Below are 16,036 nucleotides of genomic sequence, written 5' to 3' on the forward strand. Positions count from 1 at the left end.
ATGGCACGCGCGCCGGTGCCGGGGGCCTGCGTGCTCAGGCCGCGGGCAGGCCTCCGGGAACGGCCGCGGGGCGGAGCGACGGGGGTGCGCCGTCGAGGTCGACCAGGGCCTCGTCGAGCGCGGAGCGGGCGCGGTCGGCGGCAGCGCGGGCCTCGTCCAGAGCGCCGGCCGGATCGCCTGCCGCACGGCGCACCGCGGTGTCCAGCTGCCCGAGCGTCTCCTCCGCGAGGATCCGGGGTGCCGCGGTGATGCGCTCGCCGTGCACGGCGGCCAGGAGCAGCACCGACTCGGCACCGAGCCGGGCCGCGGTGCGCGCCGCCTCGAACAGGAGGAGCTGGCGCTCGGCCTGGGCCCGCGGCTCGCGGTACCCGGAGACGACGGCGTCCAGAGCGGAGTCGGCGTCGAGCAGCAGGACCAGCAGCGCGGCCGGATCGTGGCGGGCGCCGGCCGACCGGGCGTCGTCGGCGTCGAGGAGGAGCGACCGTGCCGCGGCGCACGCGACGGCCACGTCGGCGGCGGAGGCGAGCTGCGCCGAGGTGCGCAGGTCGGAGAGGGTGGCGGCCCGCTCCAGGTCGTCCCGCACGGAGCGCTCGACGCCGCTCAGCTGCACCTCGGCGCGGGTCACGAGCCCGACCAGCGAGTCGACCGCGTCGAGCAGAGCGTCGGGATCGGGGGAGCCGCCGGCGGCGATGTGCTCGACGGCCTCGCGCAGCGGTCGGACCCGGCGCTCGGGAGTGGTCCCGGCGAGGACGGAGACCTCGGAGCGCGCCTGCTGCACGCGCTCCAGGAGGGACGGGCTCGGCGAGGTCACTCCGTGATCGTACGGCCGGAGTGTGACACCGCGTGACACGGCGGTTCGACCGGCGGCGGCGGCGTGCCCAGGATGGAGTCATGACCCGCTCACTCGCCATCGTCGAGGTCGCCCGCGTGCGACCGGGCCGCGAGGAGTACCACGCCTACGTGCAGATCCTGAACGGCCGCATCCTCGCCCTCGCGCACGAGCGCGGCTGGCGGGCGGAGCGCTTCGCCGCCGAGGAGCTGGGCACGGAGGAGCTGCTGGCGCGCACGGCGGGGGCGGACGCCCTCGTCCTCGCGGGCGGCGAGGACATCGCTCCCGAGCAGTACGGCGCCGACCGCGGCTACCCGGCCGAGGGCCCCCACGCGGAGCGCGCCGACGCCGCCCAGATCGCGCTGGTGCACCGGGCGCTCGCCCGCCGGACCCCGCTGCTGGGCATCTGCCGCGGCCTGCAGATCGTCAACGTCGCGCTCGGCGGCACGCTGGTGCAGGACCTGGGTCCGGAGGCTGAGCACGTCAACGCGGCGGCTCCCGCTCACCAGCGCATGCACCGGCACGAGGTCGGGCTCGCGGCGGGCTCCGTGCTCGGCGGGCTCTTCGGGTCCGAGGCGCTCGCGGTGCAGAGCGCGCACCACCAGGCGGTCGACCTGCTCGCTCCGGGGCTGCGGGTCGTCGCTCGGGCGGAGGACGGCGTGATCGAGGCCGTCGAGCACGTCGCGGCCCCCCTCGTCGGCGTGCAGTGGCACCCCGAGGACCCGGACGCTCCCGCCGGTCAGCTGGCGACGCTGCTCGACGGGCTGGCGCTCGCCGCCGCCCGCGGGGAGTTCGCGCTGCCCCTCGCCGCCTGAGCGGCCGGGGCTCCCCGCGGGCGACCGGGCTCAGCGGGCCAGTCGGGCCATCCACGCCTCGATGTCGTCGGCCGAGCGGGGGATGCCGGCCGAGAGGTTCTCGGCGCCGTCGGAGGTGACGAGCACGTCGTCCTCGATCCGGACGCCGATGCCGCGCAGCTCCTCCGGGACCGTGAGGTCGTCGGGCTGGAAGTAGAGGCCGGGCTCGATCGTGAAGACCATGCCCTCCTCGACCAGTCCGTCGAGGTACATCTCGCGCCGTGCCCGGGCGCAGTCGTGCACGTCGAGCCCGAGGTGGTGGCTGGTGCCGTGGACCATGTAGCGGCGGTGCTGCTGGTTGTCGGCCTCGAGCGCCTCCTCGGCGCTGACCGGCAGCAGGCCCCACTCGGCGGTGCGCCGCGCGATGACGGCCATCGCCGCGGCGTGAACCTCGCGGAAGCGGATGCCGGGTCGGACGATCGCGAACGCGGCGTCGGCCGCCTCCCGAACCGTCTCGTGAACCTGGCGCTGGGCGTCCGTGTAGCGGCCGTCCACCGGGAAGGTGCGCGTGATGTCGGCGGTGTAGTAGCTGTCCTGCTCGACGCCGGCGTCCAGCAGCACCAGCTGGCCGGGGCGCACCGGCCCGTCGTTGCGCGTCCAGTGCAGGATGCAGGCGTGAGGGCCCGCCGCGGCGATGGTGTCGTAGCCGACCGCGTTGCCGTCGGCGCGCGCGCGTCCGTTGAAGACGCCCTCGATCAGGCGCTCGCCCTTCTCGTGGGCGATGATGCGCGGCAGGCCGGAGAGGACGTCCTCGAAGCCGCGGCCCGTCGCGTCGACGGCGGCGCGCAGCTCGGCGATCTCGTAGGCGTCCTTGACCAGGCGGAGCTCGGCGATGTCGCGCTCGAGCGCCGCGTCGCGGTCCGCCCGCTCGTCGGCCTCGACCGCGTCGAGACGGCCGGTCACCGCCGGGTCGGCCTCGCGCAGCACGGCGAGGGGGACGCCGTCGTGCGCGTCGAGGGCCGCGTCGAGCTCGGCGATCCCGCGGGTGGCGAGGCCGAGATCGCTCGCGACCTGCGCGAGCGACGGACGCGGCCCGATCCAGAACTCGCCGATCTCGGGGTTGGCGTAGAATTCGTCGGAGTCGCGGCCCGCGCGCTCGCGGAAGTAGAGCGTCGCGCTGTGGCCGGACCCGGCGGGCTCGAGGACGAGGACCGCGCCGGGCTCGGAGTCGGAGCCCCAGCCGGTGAGCCAGGTGAAGGCCGAGTGCGCACGGAACGGGTAGTCGGTGTCGTTCGCGCGCTGCTTGAGGCGGCCCGCCGGGACGACGATGCGCACGCCGGTGTGCAGCGCGGAGAGGCGCTCGCGGCGGGAGGCGGCGAAGGACGCCTGCTCGCGCGGAGCAGGCAGCGGCTCCTCCCGCTCGGCCCAGCCGGACGCGATGAAGTCGCGGAAGCGGTCGGAGGCGGGGGTCGTCGAGCGGTTCGCGGTGGCGCGGGGGCGCGGGGCGGCGGCGGGGTCGGGCGTCTGAGCGGCGGTCCGCTCCTCCGTGTTCGTCATGGCTCCCATTGTCCTCCTCCGCACGGCCGCGGGGGCCGCCACGGGCCGAGCGGGGGAGGAGGACGGGGAGTCGGCGTCCGGGGAGGAGCGTCAGGACGCGTCCTTCACCATCCCGCGAACCGAGAGCTGGACGACCAGCGGCCGGTGGTCGCTCCCGGCGTCGTCGCGGTCGTCGACGACCTGGTAGCCCGAGACATCCCAGCGTCCCGAGAAGAGGACGTGGTCGATCGGGGCGCCGAGCGCGGACGGGACCGAGGACGGCCAGGTGCCCAGGGCGGCGCCGCCCGCGACGGTCCCCGCGTCGCGGCAGCCGCCCAGCGCGGCCGAGCCCGGCAGCCCGGTCCAGTGGTCGACCGTGGAGTTCAGATCGCCGAGGACCACGACGTCCTCCTCCGCGGAGCAGAGCGCGGAGACCGAGAGCAGATCGCTCCGCCACTCCGCGAGGCGCGAGGGGATCGGCGCCATGGTGTGCACCGCGGCGAGGACGGGGCGCTCGGGAGTGTCGGGGCGTGCGACGAGGGACGGTGTCGATCCGGTGACGACCGCGGCGGTGTCGACGCTGTAGCCGCCGAGCGAGGGGGAGAGCAGCAGGGCCGCCCCGTCGTCGGCGCCCGACCCGGCGTAGTGGAGGGTCATCGACATCCCCTGGGCGCTGAGCGCGTTCACGACGTCCTGCGCGTGCGTCTGCGAGACCTCGAGGAGGGCGATGCCGTCGACCGCGCTCTCCCGGGCGAGCGAGGCGATCGTGTCGACGGGCACGCCGTCGTGCAGCACGTTCCAGGTCGCGAGGCGCACGTCGGCGAGGCGGTGGGCGCGCGGAGCGGCGGAGTCGTAGCCCCGCGCTCCCTGCACTCCCGCGAGCACGAGCGCGAAGACGACGCCGAGCGCCGCGAGGGCCAGCGCGAGGCGCCTGACCGGAGCGACGAGGACCGCGATCACGACCAGGACAGCGGCGAGCCCGACGGCCGCCGCGCCCGTCGCGAGCCGGAACGGCACCAGCTGGGCGAAGGGGGCCTCCCGGGCGATCCCGAAGAAGCCGGGCGCCGCGACCACCAGCAGAGCGATCGCCACGATCACCGCCACCGCGGTCTTCACCAGTCTCGTCCCCATCGCCGCCCAGGCTACTAGGGCATCGGAGGGCTCGCAGGCGGCGCGTCTACGATGAGCGCATGCATGTCGACGGGGGCCGTTACGACCTCCACACCCACTCCGTCGTCTCCGACGGCACCGAGGCTCCGGCCGTGCTGGTGAGGGCCGCGGCCGCGGCCGGGCTCGCCGGAGTGGCGCTCACCGACCACGACACGACCGGCGGCTGGGCCGAGGCGCTCGCCGCGGCCGAGGAGGCGGGCATCGACCTGCTGCCCGGCATGGAGCTCTCCTCCCGCGTCGGCTGGGCCAGCGTCCACGTCCTCGCGTACCTCGTCGATCCGGCGGATCCGGGGCTCGTGGCCGAGACCGCGCGCATCCGCTCGGCCCGCACGCACCGCGCGGAGGCGATCGTCACCGCGATCGCGGCCGACTACGACCTCACCTGGGACGACGTCCTCGCCCAGACCAGCCCGGGCACGACCATCGGGCGTCCGCACATCGCCGACGCGCTCGTCGCCCGCGGCCTGGCCACCGACCGCTCCGCGGCCTTCGCGGGGATCCTCGACTGGCGCGGCGGCTACTACCGCCCGCACTACGCGCCCGACCCGGTCGACGCCGTGCGCCTGGTCCGCGCGGCGGGCGGGGTCCCGGTCATCGCGCACCCGGCCGCGAGCGCCCGCGGGATCGCGGTCGAGTCGATCCTCCCGCAGCTCGTCGACGTCGGCCTGTTCGGCCTCGAGGTCGAGCACCGCGAGAACACGGCCGACGGCAAGCGCCGCCTGCGCGAGCTCGCCGAGCAGTACTCGCTCGTCACCACGGGCTCGAGCGACTACCACGGCACGGGCAAGCCCAACCGCCTGGGCGAGAACACGACCGCGCGCGCGACCGTCGACGCGATCCGCTCCTCCGCCCGCTGAGTCGCGGAGAGCCGCTGACAGGCGGAGAGCCGCCGGATCACCGTGACCGCTGAGGGGCGGAGAGCCGCTGAGTCGCGTGGGGACACCGCTGAGTCGCGGGAGAGCCGCTGAGACGCCGGGAGCCCGCCCTCCCGCGACGGATCGCGGGGGGACGGGCTCGGGGCGCGGAGGCTCAGGCCTGCGCGTCGGGGCGCGGCGAGCGGCGGCGCGACCGGGTGCGGCGGCGCGGCTCGCTGTTGCCGTCGTGGTGCTCCTTGCTCTCGCTCGAGGGAGCGGGGCCGGTCTGCTGCGGAGCGGTCGAGTCGGCGGAGTCGGAGCGGGTGCGGCGACGCGACGGCCGGTCGCCCCGCTCGGAGCGCTCGCCGCGGTCGGAGCGCTCGCCCCGGTCCGGGCGCGCGTCGGCCTTCGCCTCGGCGGGGATCGGGGTCGGCTTCAGCCGTCCCTTGGTCCCCGCGGGGATGTCGAGGTCGGTGTAGAGGTGCGGCGACGACGAGTAGGTCTCGACCGGGTCGGGCTGGCCGAACTCCAGCGCCCGGTTGATGAGGGCCCACTTGTGCAGGTCCTCCCAGTCGACGAAGGTCACCGCGATGCCGGTCTTGCCCGCGCGCCCGGTGCGGCCGACGCGGTGCAGGTAGGTCTGGTCGTCGTCCGGGATCGTGTGGTTGATCACGTGGGTGACGTCGTTCACGTCGATGCCGCGCGCGGCGACGTCGGTGGCGATCAGGATGTCCTTCTTGCCTGCCTTGAACGCCGCCATCGCGCGCTCGCGCTGCTCCTGGTTGAGGTCTCCGTGCACGGCCGCCGCGTTGAAGCCGCGGTCGTTGAGCTCCTCGACGATGCGGGCCGCGGCGCGCTTCGTGCGGGTGAAGATGACGGTCTTGCCGCGGCCCTCGGACTGCAGGATGCGCGCGATGACCTCGTCCTTGTCGAGCGAGTGCGCCCGGTAGACGATGTGCTTGATGTTCGCCTGCGTGATGCCCTCGTCGGGGTCGGTCGCGCGGATGTGGATGGGCTTGTTCATGAAGCGGCGCGCGAGCGCGACGATCGCGCCCGGCATCGTCGCCGAGAAGAGCATGGTGTGGCGGGTGGGCGGCGTCTGCGCGAACAGCTTCTCGATGTCCGAGAGGAAGCCCAGGTCGAGCATCTTGTCGGCCTCGTCGAGGACCATCACCTGCACGTTGGCGAGCGAGAGCAGGCGCTGCCCGGCGAGGTCCAGGAGGCGGCCGGGGGTGCCGACGACGATCTGCGCGCCGGCCTTCAGCTGCTCGATCTGGCCCTCGTAGGCCTTGCCGCCGTAGATCGAGACGATCTTGGTCGGCCGGTTGGAGGCGGCCAGCTCGATGTCCTCGGTGACCTGCACGGCGAGCTCGCGGGTCGGGACGACGATGAGCGCCTTGACGCCCGGCTCCGGGTCGGTGCCGAGGGCCTGGATGAGGGGGAGGCCGAAGCCGAAGGTCTTGCCGGTGCCGGTCTTGGCCTGGCCGATGATGTCCTGCTTCTGCAGGGCCAGGGGGATCGTCTGCTCCTGGATGGGGAACGGCTCGAGGATGCCCTTGGCGGCGAGTGCGGCGACGATGTCGTCGTCGATGTTCAGATCGGAGAAAGTCACGGAGTGAAGCGCCTGTCGTGTCGAACGGTCTACGCCCCTGTACGACTCCGGGCGCAGGGTCACCGATCCAGCGCCGGTGACATCCCGGCGAGTCTACTGCTCCCGGCCCCGCCGGCCCCGGAACCCCGCTCCTCCGGCGCCCTATGCTGAGGAAATGGCTGCCTGGTTCCGACGTCGACGTCCCCTGCTCGAGGTGCCCCGCCTGACGCCCCGCGGGGAGTCGAGCCAGAAGCGCGACCGCGTCGACCTCGCCGACCTCACCCCCGAGGTGCTGCCCTACCTCGGCCAGGTCGCCTACCTCCAGCTCGCGGTGTTCGAGGTGCTGGCGCGCGCCGTCGCCGAGACCGACGACCTCGCGGACAAGGAGGCCATCTCCTCCGCCGCCGGCACGGCGCTCGCGAAGCACCACGCGGTCGTCGCCGAGCTGCGCCGCCGCGACGTGGAGCCCGGCGAGGCCATGACTCCGTTCCGCCCCGCGATCGACACCTTCGAGCGGCTCACCCGCGGTGCGGACCTCCACGAGACGCTGCTCTCGGCGTACATCACGGCGGGCCTGCTCGACGACTTCTTCATCCGCCTCACCGGCGGGCTGCCCACCGACGTGGGGCCGCGCATCGCGCAGACGCTCGGCGCGGACACGGGCGTCGACGGCGTGATCGCGATCCTCCGCCGCGAGATCGCCGCGGACGAGCGCCTGGGCTCGCGCCTGGCCGTCTGGGGCCGCCGCCTGGTGGGCGACACCCTCCTCGTGGCGCGCTCCGCGCTGATGGGGTCGGGCAACCACGACTCCGACGAGTCGCGGATCGAGCCGGTGTTCACCGAGCTCATCGCCTCGCACACGCGCCGGATGGACGCGCTGGGGCTCACGGCCTGACGGTTCCCGGCGTCGCACTGCCCCGGAATCCGGAATGACGGAGGCGCAGAAGTCCGAGGACTCCCGCGCCTCCGGCTCGGATCAGGGGGCGACGCGTCCCGAGAGCATCGCCTGCAGGGAGGCCTCGTCGCGGCGGGCGCGGCTGCGCCCGAGCGCGAGGCCGACCGGGACGACGACCACGGCGGTCGCGACGAGGGACAGGACCCAGATCAGGCCGCCGTCCCACGGCAGGCCCGCCCAGGTCAGTGCGACCCAGACGACTGCGGCGACGAGGCCGCCGATCGCCGGGACCAGCACGGAGCCGTGCAGGTGCCGGTGCGGCAGCCCGTAGCGCGCGGCGAGACCGATCAGGACCCCGAACAGGGTGATGAAGAGGAGCTCCACGACGTGTCCGCCCGGGACGCTCTAGGCGACGAAGCCGACGCGGCGCGACTCCTCGGAGCCGACCTCGACGAAGGCGATGGTGGCGGTCGGGACGATGTAGATCTTGCCCTTCTCGTCGCGGAGGCGGAGGACGGCGGTGCCGGCCTCGAGAGCGGTGGTCACCGTCTTCTCGACCTCGGTCACGGACATCGACGACTCGAAGTTGAGCTCGCGCGGGGTGTTGACCATTCCAATACGGATTTCCACCAGCAGTGCCTTTCGGGAGGGGACGAGGGTGTCAGGATACGGGACCGCGCTCGGACGACCGCGCCGGTTTCGCGGTGAGCGGAGTGGGCGGCCGGGGCTCCCGGCGGGGACGGGCGGGAGTGTCGGACCCGGTGGCTACCGTGGTCGTGTGACCGCTCCCGCGACCCCCGCTCCCTCCACCGCAGCCTCCTTCGGCGAGGCGTTCCCGGGCGAGCCCGCGGTCGTGCTGGACGACTCCCAGCGCGCGGTGCTCGCGCTGCCCGAGGGCCGCAGCGCCGCCGTGCTCGGGGCGCCGGGGACGGGCAAGACCACGACGGTCGTCGAGCTGGTCGCCGAGCGCGTCCTCGAGCGGGGGTACCCGCCCGAGTCGGTCGTGGTGCTCGCGGCCAGCCGCACCGCCGCCACCGCCCTGCGCGACGTGCTCGCCCTGCGGCTGGGAGTGCCGACCCGGGGCCCGCTCGCCCGGACCGCGACCTCGCTCGCGTTCGAGGCGGTCACCTCCTCCGCCAAGGAGCGCGGCCTCGAGCGGCCGACCCTCCTGACCGGCGGCGAGCAGGACGCCCTCCTCTCGGAGCTCGTCGAGGGCCACCTCGAGGAGGGGACCGGCCCGCGGTGGCCGGAGGAGTTCAGCCCCGAGGTGCTGCGGCTGCGGACCTTCCGGACCGAGCTCCGCGAGTTCGGGATGCGGGCGACCGAGCACGGGCTCGACTCGGACGCGATCCGCGCCCTCGGGGTCGACGCGGAGCGCGGCGAGTGGAGCGCGGCGGCCGACGTGCTCGACGAGCTGCGCGAGGTGGTCGAGTGGATGGCGCCCCAGGCGGGCACCCGTCTGGACGCGGCGGAGTTCGCGGCCTACGCCGCCGAGGCGATCCGCGCCGGCGAGGGCGGCGAGCGGATCGACGCGCTGCGCCTCGTCGTCGTCGACGACCTCCAGGAGGCGAGCGAGTCGACGCTCGTGCTGCTGCGGGCGCTGACGGAGCGCGGGGTGACCGTGATCGCGCTGGGCGACCCGGACGTGGCGACCAGCGCCTACCGCGGCGCGGCCTCCGACACGCTCGGCCGGTTCGCCGCGAGCATCGGCGCGTCCGACGTCGAGACGCTGGTGCTCGCTCGGGTGCACCGCCACTCGGCCGCGCTGCGGGCGGTCGTGTCGGCGGCCACCGAGCGGATCGGCACCGCGGCGGCCGGCCGGCAGCGGGCGGCGGTCGCGGCTCCGGCCCCCGACGCGGGCCCGGCACCCGTCCTGGTGCTGCACGCCCCGACGGCGGCGCGCGAGGCGGCGACGGTGGCGCGGCTGCTGCGCGAGCGGCGGCTGCGCGACGGAGTGGCGTGGCGGCGGATGGCGGTCGTCGTCCGCTCCGGAGCCGCGGTCCAGCCGCTGGTGAAGGCGCTCGCGGTGGCGGAGGTGCCGACCCGCTCCGTGCTCGCCGGACGGGCGCTGCGCGACGATCACGCGGCCCGGGCGCTGCTCGTGCTGGTCGGCGTCGCGATCGGCGAGCGGCCCCTCGACGCGGAGCTCGCGGCGGAGCTGCTGCTCGGCCCGTTCGGCGGGGTCGACCGGCTGGGGCTCCGCAGGCTCCGGCTCGCGCTCCGGGCGGAGGAGCTGGCCGGCGGCGGCATCCGCGCGAGCGACCCGCTGCTGGTCGAGGCCCTCGCAGCGCCCGGCCGATTCGCGACCATCGACTCCGCTCCCGCCCGGCAGGCCGAGCGGCTGGCCGTGACGATCGACCGGGTCCGCCGCCTGCACGAGGAGGGGGGCTCGATCGAGGAGCTCCTGTGGTCGGCGTGGGAGTCCAGCCGCGTCGCGTCCTCCTGGCGCGAGCTCGCCCTCGGCACCGGCCTGACCGCCGCCGAGGCCAACCGCAACCTCGACGGCGTGGTCGCCCTCTTCAGCGCCGCGCGCCGGTTCGTGGAGCGGGCGACCGGGCACTCCGCGGTCGGCTTCGTCACCGAGATCCTCGAGGCGGAGGTCCCCGAGGACACGCTCGCTCCGCGCTCCGTCGAGGACGCGGTCCTGATCGGCACGCCCTCCTCCGTCGTCGGCCTCGAGTTCGACGTCGTGGTGGTGGCGCGACTGCAGGACGGCGTCTGGCCCAACCTCCGCCAGCGCGGCTCGCTGCTCGATCCGGACGGCCTGCTGCGGCACGCCCGCGGCGAGGGCGGACTGCCGCTCGACGCCCGCAAGGCCACTCTCGACGACGAGCTCCGGATGTTCGTACTGGCCGCCTCGCGCGCTCGGCGGCAGCTGGTGCTCAGCGCCGTCGCGGGCGAGGACGAGACGCCCTCCCTCTTCTTCCGGCTCACTCCGCCGGACGCGCCGCGGCTCGATCCGGCCTCCGCAGTGCCGCTCACGCTGCGCGGGGCGGTGGCGGCGCTGCGCCGGACCGCCACCACACCGGACTCGACCGAGGCTCCCGCCGCCATCCGAGGGCTCAGCGCCCTGGCGCTCGCGGAGGTCCCGGGCGCCGACCCCTCCTCCTGGTCAGGGGTGCTCGAGCCCTCGACCACGGAGCCGCTCTTCGACGTCGGCGACCCCGAGCGTCCCGTCTCCGTCTCGCCGAGCCGCCTCGAGGCCTTCGAGCGGTCCCCTCTGGACTGGTTCGTCGACGCCGTCTCCGGCTCCACGACGAGCACGGCGATGGGGGTCGGCACCCTCGTGCACTGGGTCCTCGAGAACGCCGAGCGGCCCGATCCGCAGGAGCTGTGGGCGGCTCTCGAGTCGCGGTGGCCCGAGCTGGTCTTCGAGTCGCCCTGGCTGGGGGAGCGGCAGAAGCGCGTCACACGGCGGCTGATCGACGGCCTCGCGGGCTACCTCGCCGACTTCGAGCGCGGGGGAGGCGTGGTGCTCGGCCGCGAGCAGCAGTTCGAGCTCGACGTCCCGCCCGCCCGGGTGCGGGGCTCGATCGACCGCGTCGAGCGCGCGGCCGACGGCTCCGTCACGATCGTCGATCTCAAGACGGGCCGCAGCACCCCCCGCAAGGACGACATCGCCGAGCACGCGCAGCTGGGCAGCTATCAGCTCGCCGTCGCCGAAGGGGCGATCGAGGCGGCCGACCCGGCCGACGGGGGAGGCGCGAAGCTGCTCTTCGTGGCGACGGGCGTGCGTGGGAAGCCGTACCGCGAGGTGGTCCAGGAGCGCTTCGGCGAGGAGGAGCTGGAGCGGCTGCGCGATCGCGTCCGCGCCGCGGCCCTGGGCATGGCGGCGGCGGGCTTCTCGGGCCTGCTCGACGCGACCCCGTTCTCCCCCGGCGATGCCCTGCGGTACCGCATCCACGCGGTGCCCGAGGTCCCGGGGGACGGCCTCCTGGCGATCGACGAGGTCGACGAGACAGAGGACCTGGAGGACTCCGAGGAGCCGGGTCCCGATGCGCCGGCCGATCCTTCCGGCCCCGCCGACCCCGACCCCTCCGCCGTCTCCGAGGAGGAGCTTCCGTGATCGACGCCCTGACCATCGCCGAGCGCCTCGACCTGCGCCCGCCCACCGCCGAGCAGCGCGCCGTCATCGAGGCGCCGCTCGAGCCGGCCCTCGTGGTCGCCGGTGCCGGCAGCGGCAAGACCGAGACGATGGCCAACCGCGTCCTCTGGCTCCTCGCGAACGGCCACGCGGCGCCGTCGGAGGTGCTCGGCCTCACCTTCACCCGCAAGGCGGCGGCCGAGCTCGGCGAGCGCATCGGGCGGAGGATCGACCAGCTCGGCGCGGCGGGCCTGCTCCCGCTCGCGCCCGGGCAGTCGGCGCCCGACCCGTTCGAGGCCGCCACCGTCTCGACCTACAACGCCTTCGCGAACACGATCTTCCGCGACAACGCGGCCCTGATCGGCCGCGAGGGGGATGCGACCGTGCTCTCCGAGGCCTCCGCCTGGCATCTCGCGCGGGGAGTCGTGGCCGACACGGCCGATCCGCGCATCCTCGAGGTGGAGGCAGGCATCGACCGGCTGACCGACCTCGTCGTCTCGCTCGCGCACGACCTCGCCGACAACCTCGCCGATCCGGCCGCGGTCGCCGCGTTCGCCGAGGACTTCCTCCGCCTGGGCGAGCTGCCGCGCGGAGGCAGCGGCTCGGGGCTCTACCGCGAGCTCGAGAAGGCGCTGCAGGCCGTGGGCGCGCTGCCGGTGCTGACGGCGCTCGCCGAGCGGTTCCAGGAGGCGAAGGCCGAGCGCGGCTTCGTCGAGTTCTCGGACCAGGTGGCCCTCGCGCTGCGGATCGTCGACCGGGTGCCGCGGATCGTGGACGAGCACCGCGCGAGGTACCGGGTGGTGCTCCTCGACGAGTACCAGGACACCTCCGTGCTGCAGACCCGCCTCCTCTCGCGGCTCTTCGCCGGGCAGGGAGTGATGGCCGTGGGCGACCCGCACCAGTCGATCTACGGCTGGCGCGGTGCGAGCGCCGAGGGGCTCGGCCGCTTCGGCACCGATTTCGGGGGAGCGGGCCGCTTCTCCCTCAGCACGAGCTGGCGCAACGGCCGCCGCGTGCTGACCGCCGCGAACGCGATCGTGGAGCCGCTGTCGGCGGGGAGCGCGGTCGCGGTCGACACGCTGAGCGCGGGTCCTCAGGCCTCCGAGCACCCGGTCGAGCTCACCTTCCCCGAGACGATCGAGGAGGAGGCGGACGACGTCGCCGCCTGGTTCGCCGGGCGCCTGCGCGAGAACGCCGAGCCGCCGTCGGCCGCGGTGCTCTTCCGGGTGCGCGCGCACATGGACCGCTTCGCCGCCGCGCTGGCGAAGCACAGCGTCCGGTACCACATCCTCGGCATCGGGGGCCTGCTGCGGCAGCCCGAGATCGCCGACCTGGTCGCCGCGCTCACCGTGGTCGAGGACCCGGCCGCCGGCAGCGAGCTCGTCCGCCTCCTGGCCGGCGCCCGCTGGCGTCTGGGCGTCCGCGACCTCAAGGCGCTGCGCGACCTCGCCTCGTGGCTAGCGGCGCGCGACCACGCGCACCGGCTGCTCCCGGAGGAGGTGCGCGAGCGGATGCGCGCGTCCGTCACCGAGGGCGAGGGCGGCTCGATCGTCGAGGCCCTCGACTTCATCGCGGCGCGCCGCCCCGGCGACGACGGGCGGATCGACCACTCCGCGCTCGGCGGGTTCAGCGCCGAGGGCCTGCGGCGCCTGCACGAGGCGGGCGCCCTGTTCGCCCGGCTGCGCGCCCGGGCCGGGCTCGACCTCCTCGACTTCGTCACCCTGGTCGAGCAGGAGCTGGGCCTGGACATCGAGGTCGAGGCGAACGAGTCGCGCGGGGACGGCCGCGCCAACCTCGAGGCCTTCCGGGAGGCGGTGGCCGGGTACCTGCAGACGGACGACCGCGGCGCCGGCACCGGCTCCTCCCTCCGCGGATTCCTCCGCTGGCTCGTCCTCGCGGACAAGCGCGACGGCCTGGCCCCGCGACCGGAGGACCCGGAACCGGGGACGGTGCAGCTGCTGACGATCCACGGCTCCAAGGGTCTGGAGTGGGACCTCGTCGCCGTCCCGCGGATGGTCGACGGCGAGCTCCCCGGCACGCCGGTCGAGGGCTTCCGCGGGTGGGTCAGACTGGGCGCGATGCCCTACGCGTTCCGCGGCGACGCCGCCGAGCTCCCCGATCTCGCCTGGCGCGGCTGCAGCACGCAGAAGGAGGTCGTCGACGCGATCGGAGCGTTCGGCGACACCCTCCGCGAGCGCAACGAGGCGGAGGAGCGGCGTCTCGCCTACGTGGCCGTCACGCGGGCGCGTCACCACCTCCTGCTCAGCGGCTCGTGGTGGGCCGGCCAGGCCAAGCCGCGCGGACCGGGCGTCTTCCTCCGCGACCTCGAGGAGGCCGGCACGATCGCGCCGCTGCCGACCGAGCCCGCGAACGAGGAGAACCCGCTCGAGCGGGCCCCGCGCACGTTCCGCTGGCCCCACGATCCGCTCGGCTCCCGCGGCGACCGGGTCCGCGCCGCCGCCGCCCGGGTCCGCAGCGCCGAGCCCGCTCTGCTCGGAGCGCGCGGCGACGACATCCGCCTGCTGCTCGCCGAGCGGGCGGTGCGGCTGGCCGGGGGCGAGCGCACGCCGCTGCCCACCCGCATCCCCGCCTCCCGGTTCAAGGACATCGTCAGCACGCCGGACGAGGTCGCGGCGCAGCTGCGCCGGCCGATGCCGGAGCGCCCCTACCGGCAGACCCGGCTCGGCACGACTTTCCACTCCTGGGTCGAGAACCGCTTCGGCGTCCAGGGCGGGGCGGAGGCGGTCGACACCTTCTCCGACGAGCTCGACGACGCCGGCCCCGCGAGCGTCGAGCAGGAGCGGCTCGACGCCCTGATCGCCACCTTCGAGCGCTCGGAGTGGGCCGACCGGCGCCCGGAGGCGGTCGAGATCGAGATCCACCTCCAGCTCGCCGGCCACGTCGTCGTCTGCAAGCTCGACGCGGTGTACCCGACGGAGGACGGCGTGCAGATCGTCGACTGGAAGACCGGGCGGGCGCCGAAGGACGCCGCCGACCTCGAGCTCAAGCAGTTCCAGCTCGCGCTGTACCGGCTCGCCTACTCGCGCTGGCGGGGGGTGCCGCTCGAGAGCGTCGACGCCGTGTTCTACTTCGTCGCCGACGACCTCGTGCTGCGGCCCGAGCGGTTCTACTCCGAGCGCGAGCTCGCGGAGTCGCTCTCCTCGGCGACGGGAGCGAGCCCGCGGCCGTGAGCGGAGGAGCCCGTGCGGGCTCCCGGCGTGCGGTTGAGCAGCTCCTCGACCTCCGAGACCTCCAGCACCGGGCCGGTGTCGGTCGAGAGGGGCGCGGAGAGGTCGCCGAGCACGCTGTCGACCAGCGTGTCGAGCATGGCGACCGCGTCGTCCACGATGGCGGAGTCGTCGGTCTCGGTGCCGTGCAGCAGCCAGCGGGCGAGTTCGAGTTCGGCGTAGAGCTGGGCGCGCTGGCGGATCGTGCGGTCCACTGCTCCCGCGCGCATCCGGGAGTAGGCGGAGAGCGCCGTCTCCGAGCCCGGGGCGCTCAGCAGCCAGTGCAGGTCGCGCGCCGGGTCGCCGACCCGCAGCGCCGCCCAGCCGAGCACGGCCGCGACGACGTCGCCCGAGCGGAGGAAGGAGTCGGCGGTCATCGAGCCGTTCACCACGGTCGGGTCGAACTGCCAGAGCGCCTCGTCGGAGGAGGCCGACTCCCAGCGCGCGACGAGCGCCGCCGGGACGTGGCCGGTGTCGGCCGCGCGCTCGATCACCGCGACCGTCTCGTTCACGCTGTCGCGCGCGGTCGCGATCGGCAGGCCCGCCTCCTGGACGAACGACACCGGGAGCGAGTGGATCGCCCCGACGGCCCGGCCGATCGAGTCCGCGAGCCCGCTCTGCGCGGCCACGTCGTCGATGAGGACGCGATCTCCCTCGAGGTACTCGTAGACGACCGCGCGGGTGCCGTCGAACGGCGTCTGCCCGACGCTCTCCTGCAGATCGAAGGGCAGGCGGCTGCGGATGCCGGCGGTCAGCGCCCGGAGCGCGACGAGGTCGCCGAGCTGCTCCTGCTCCGCGAGCGCGGACGTGGGCACGCGCACGACGAGGCGGGCGCCCTCGCGCGTCGTCAGCAGGGCGGAGTCGAAGTCGCCGTGCGTCGAGGAGGTGAAGGGGCGCGCGGAGCGGACGTCGAGGCCCTCGACGGCCGAGGTGGCCAGCGCGGCTAGAGTGAGATGGGATCTGGCCATGGTTTCCAGGGTAGGCGGCTCGTGCCCGGCCGGCCCGCCGCCACGCGCTGTCCCGCCGATGCCGTCGAAGGCCCGCGACAGCGGTCCT

General features: G+C 74.9%; 12 protein-coding genes. 5 read left to right on the plus strand and 7 right to left on the minus strand.

Annotated elements, in window-relative coordinates; all coding sequences use genetic code 11:
• Positions 1 to 34 precede the first annotated feature (34 nt).
• A complete protein-coding gene (locus C5C25_RS06400; protein WP_104250112.1) occupies positions 35 to 811 on the minus strand; it encodes a hypothetical protein in 777 nt (258 codons plus the stop codon).
• 80 nt (positions 812 to 891) lie between these two features.
• Here C5C25_RS06400 and C5C25_RS06405 point away from each other — a divergent pair, with 80 nt between their 5' ends.
• Positions 892 to 1,644: a gamma-glutamyl-gamma-aminobutyrate hydrolase family protein gene (locus tag C5C25_RS06405; RefSeq protein ID WP_104225036.1), complete on the plus strand. Its 753-nt coding sequence runs from the start codon at positions 892 to 894 to the stop codon at positions 1,642 to 1,644.
• 30 nt (positions 1,645 to 1,674) lie between these two features.
• Here C5C25_RS06405 and C5C25_RS06410 read toward each other — a convergent pair whose 3' ends face one another.
• Together C5C25_RS06410 and C5C25_RS06415 are read right to left on the minus strand one after the other, a co-directional pair.
• On the minus strand, positions 1,675 to 3,180 hold the full coding sequence (locus C5C25_RS06410) for an aminopeptidase P family protein (protein ID WP_258069354.1): 1,506 nt from the start codon (positions 3,178 to 3,180) through the stop codon (positions 1,675 to 1,677).
• 90 nt (positions 3,181 to 3,270) lie between these two features.
• Complete coding sequence (locus tag C5C25_RS06415; protein WP_146079445.1) at positions 3,271 to 4,290, minus strand: endonuclease/exonuclease/phosphatase family protein; 1,020 nt, start codon at positions 4,288 to 4,290, stop codon at positions 3,271 to 3,273.
• Positions 4,291 to 4,349: 59 nt separating this feature from the next.
• Between C5C25_RS06415 and C5C25_RS06420 the strand changes: the two genes are divergently transcribed.
• The gene (locus tag C5C25_RS06420) at positions 4,350 to 5,186 is read left to right on the plus strand and encodes a PHP domain-containing protein (protein ID WP_104250115.1); all 837 of its coding nucleotides are present in this window, start codon (positions 4,350 to 4,352) and stop codon (positions 5,184 to 5,186) included.
• A gap of 172 nt (positions 5,187 to 5,358) precedes the next feature.
• On the opposite strand, the gene C5C25_RS06425 is transcribed toward C5C25_RS06420, so the two are convergent.
• The gene (locus C5C25_RS06425; RefSeq protein WP_104250116.1) at positions 5,359 to 6,795 is read right to left on the minus strand and encodes a DEAD/DEAH box helicase; all 1,437 of its coding nucleotides are present in this window, start codon (positions 6,793 to 6,795) and stop codon (positions 5,359 to 5,361) included.
• A 154-nt stretch (positions 6,796 to 6,949) separates the two neighbouring features.
• Here C5C25_RS06425 and C5C25_RS06430 point away from each other — a divergent pair, with 154 nt between their 5' ends.
• On the plus strand, positions 6,950 to 7,669 hold the full coding sequence (locus tag C5C25_RS06430; RefSeq protein WP_104224843.1) for a ferritin-like fold-containing protein: 720 nt from the start codon (positions 6,950 to 6,952) through the stop codon (positions 7,667 to 7,669).
• A gap of 81 nt (positions 7,670 to 7,750) precedes the next feature.
• On the opposite strand, the gene C5C25_RS06435 is transcribed toward C5C25_RS06430, so the two are convergent.
• Both C5C25_RS06435 and C5C25_RS06440 read right to left on the minus strand, forming a co-directional pair.
• Positions 7,751 to 8,053 carry a hypothetical protein gene (locus C5C25_RS06435; RefSeq protein ID WP_104224842.1) on the minus strand — a complete coding sequence of 101 codons (303 nt, stop codon included), beginning with the start codon at positions 8,051 to 8,053 and terminating at the stop codon, positions 7,751 to 7,753.
• Positions 8,054 to 8,074: 21 nt separating this feature from the next.
• Complete coding sequence (locus C5C25_RS06440; protein WP_104224841.1) at positions 8,075 to 8,299, minus strand: DUF3107 domain-containing protein; 225 nt, start codon at positions 8,297 to 8,299, stop codon at positions 8,075 to 8,077.
• 148 nt (positions 8,300 to 8,447) lie between these two features.
• Here C5C25_RS06440 and C5C25_RS06445 point away from each other — a divergent pair, with 148 nt between their 5' ends.
• Together C5C25_RS06445 and C5C25_RS06450 are read left to right on the plus strand one after the other, a co-directional pair.
• Positions 8,448 to 11,735 carry an ATP-dependent DNA helicase gene (locus tag C5C25_RS06445; protein ID WP_104250117.1) on the plus strand — a complete coding sequence of 1,096 codons (3,288 nt, stop codon included), beginning with the start codon at positions 8,448 to 8,450 and terminating at the stop codon, positions 11,733 to 11,735.
• Entirely contained in the window at positions 11,732 to 14,944 is a 3,213-nt protein-coding gene (locus tag C5C25_RS06450) for an ATP-dependent DNA helicase (RefSeq protein WP_104250118.1), read from the plus strand. The genes C5C25_RS06445 and C5C25_RS06450 overlap by 4 nt, the downstream gene beginning before the upstream one ends.
• Here the strand turns inward: C5C25_RS06450 and C5C25_RS06455 are convergent.
• Positions 14,881 to 15,948, minus strand: a complete 1,068-nt coding sequence (locus C5C25_RS06455; protein WP_104224838.1) for a phosphotransferase — start codon at positions 15,946 to 15,948, stop codon at positions 14,881 to 14,883. The two genes, C5C25_RS06450 and C5C25_RS06455, sit on opposite strands and share 64 nt — an antisense overlap.
• Between the last annotated feature and the right edge of the window lie 88 nt (positions 15,949 to 16,036).

Origin of the sequence: Rathayibacter sp. AY2B9, assembly GCF_002931595.1 — a bacterium.
Classification (GTDB): Bacteria; Actinomycetota; Actinomycetes; order Actinomycetales; family Microbacteriaceae; genus Rathayibacter.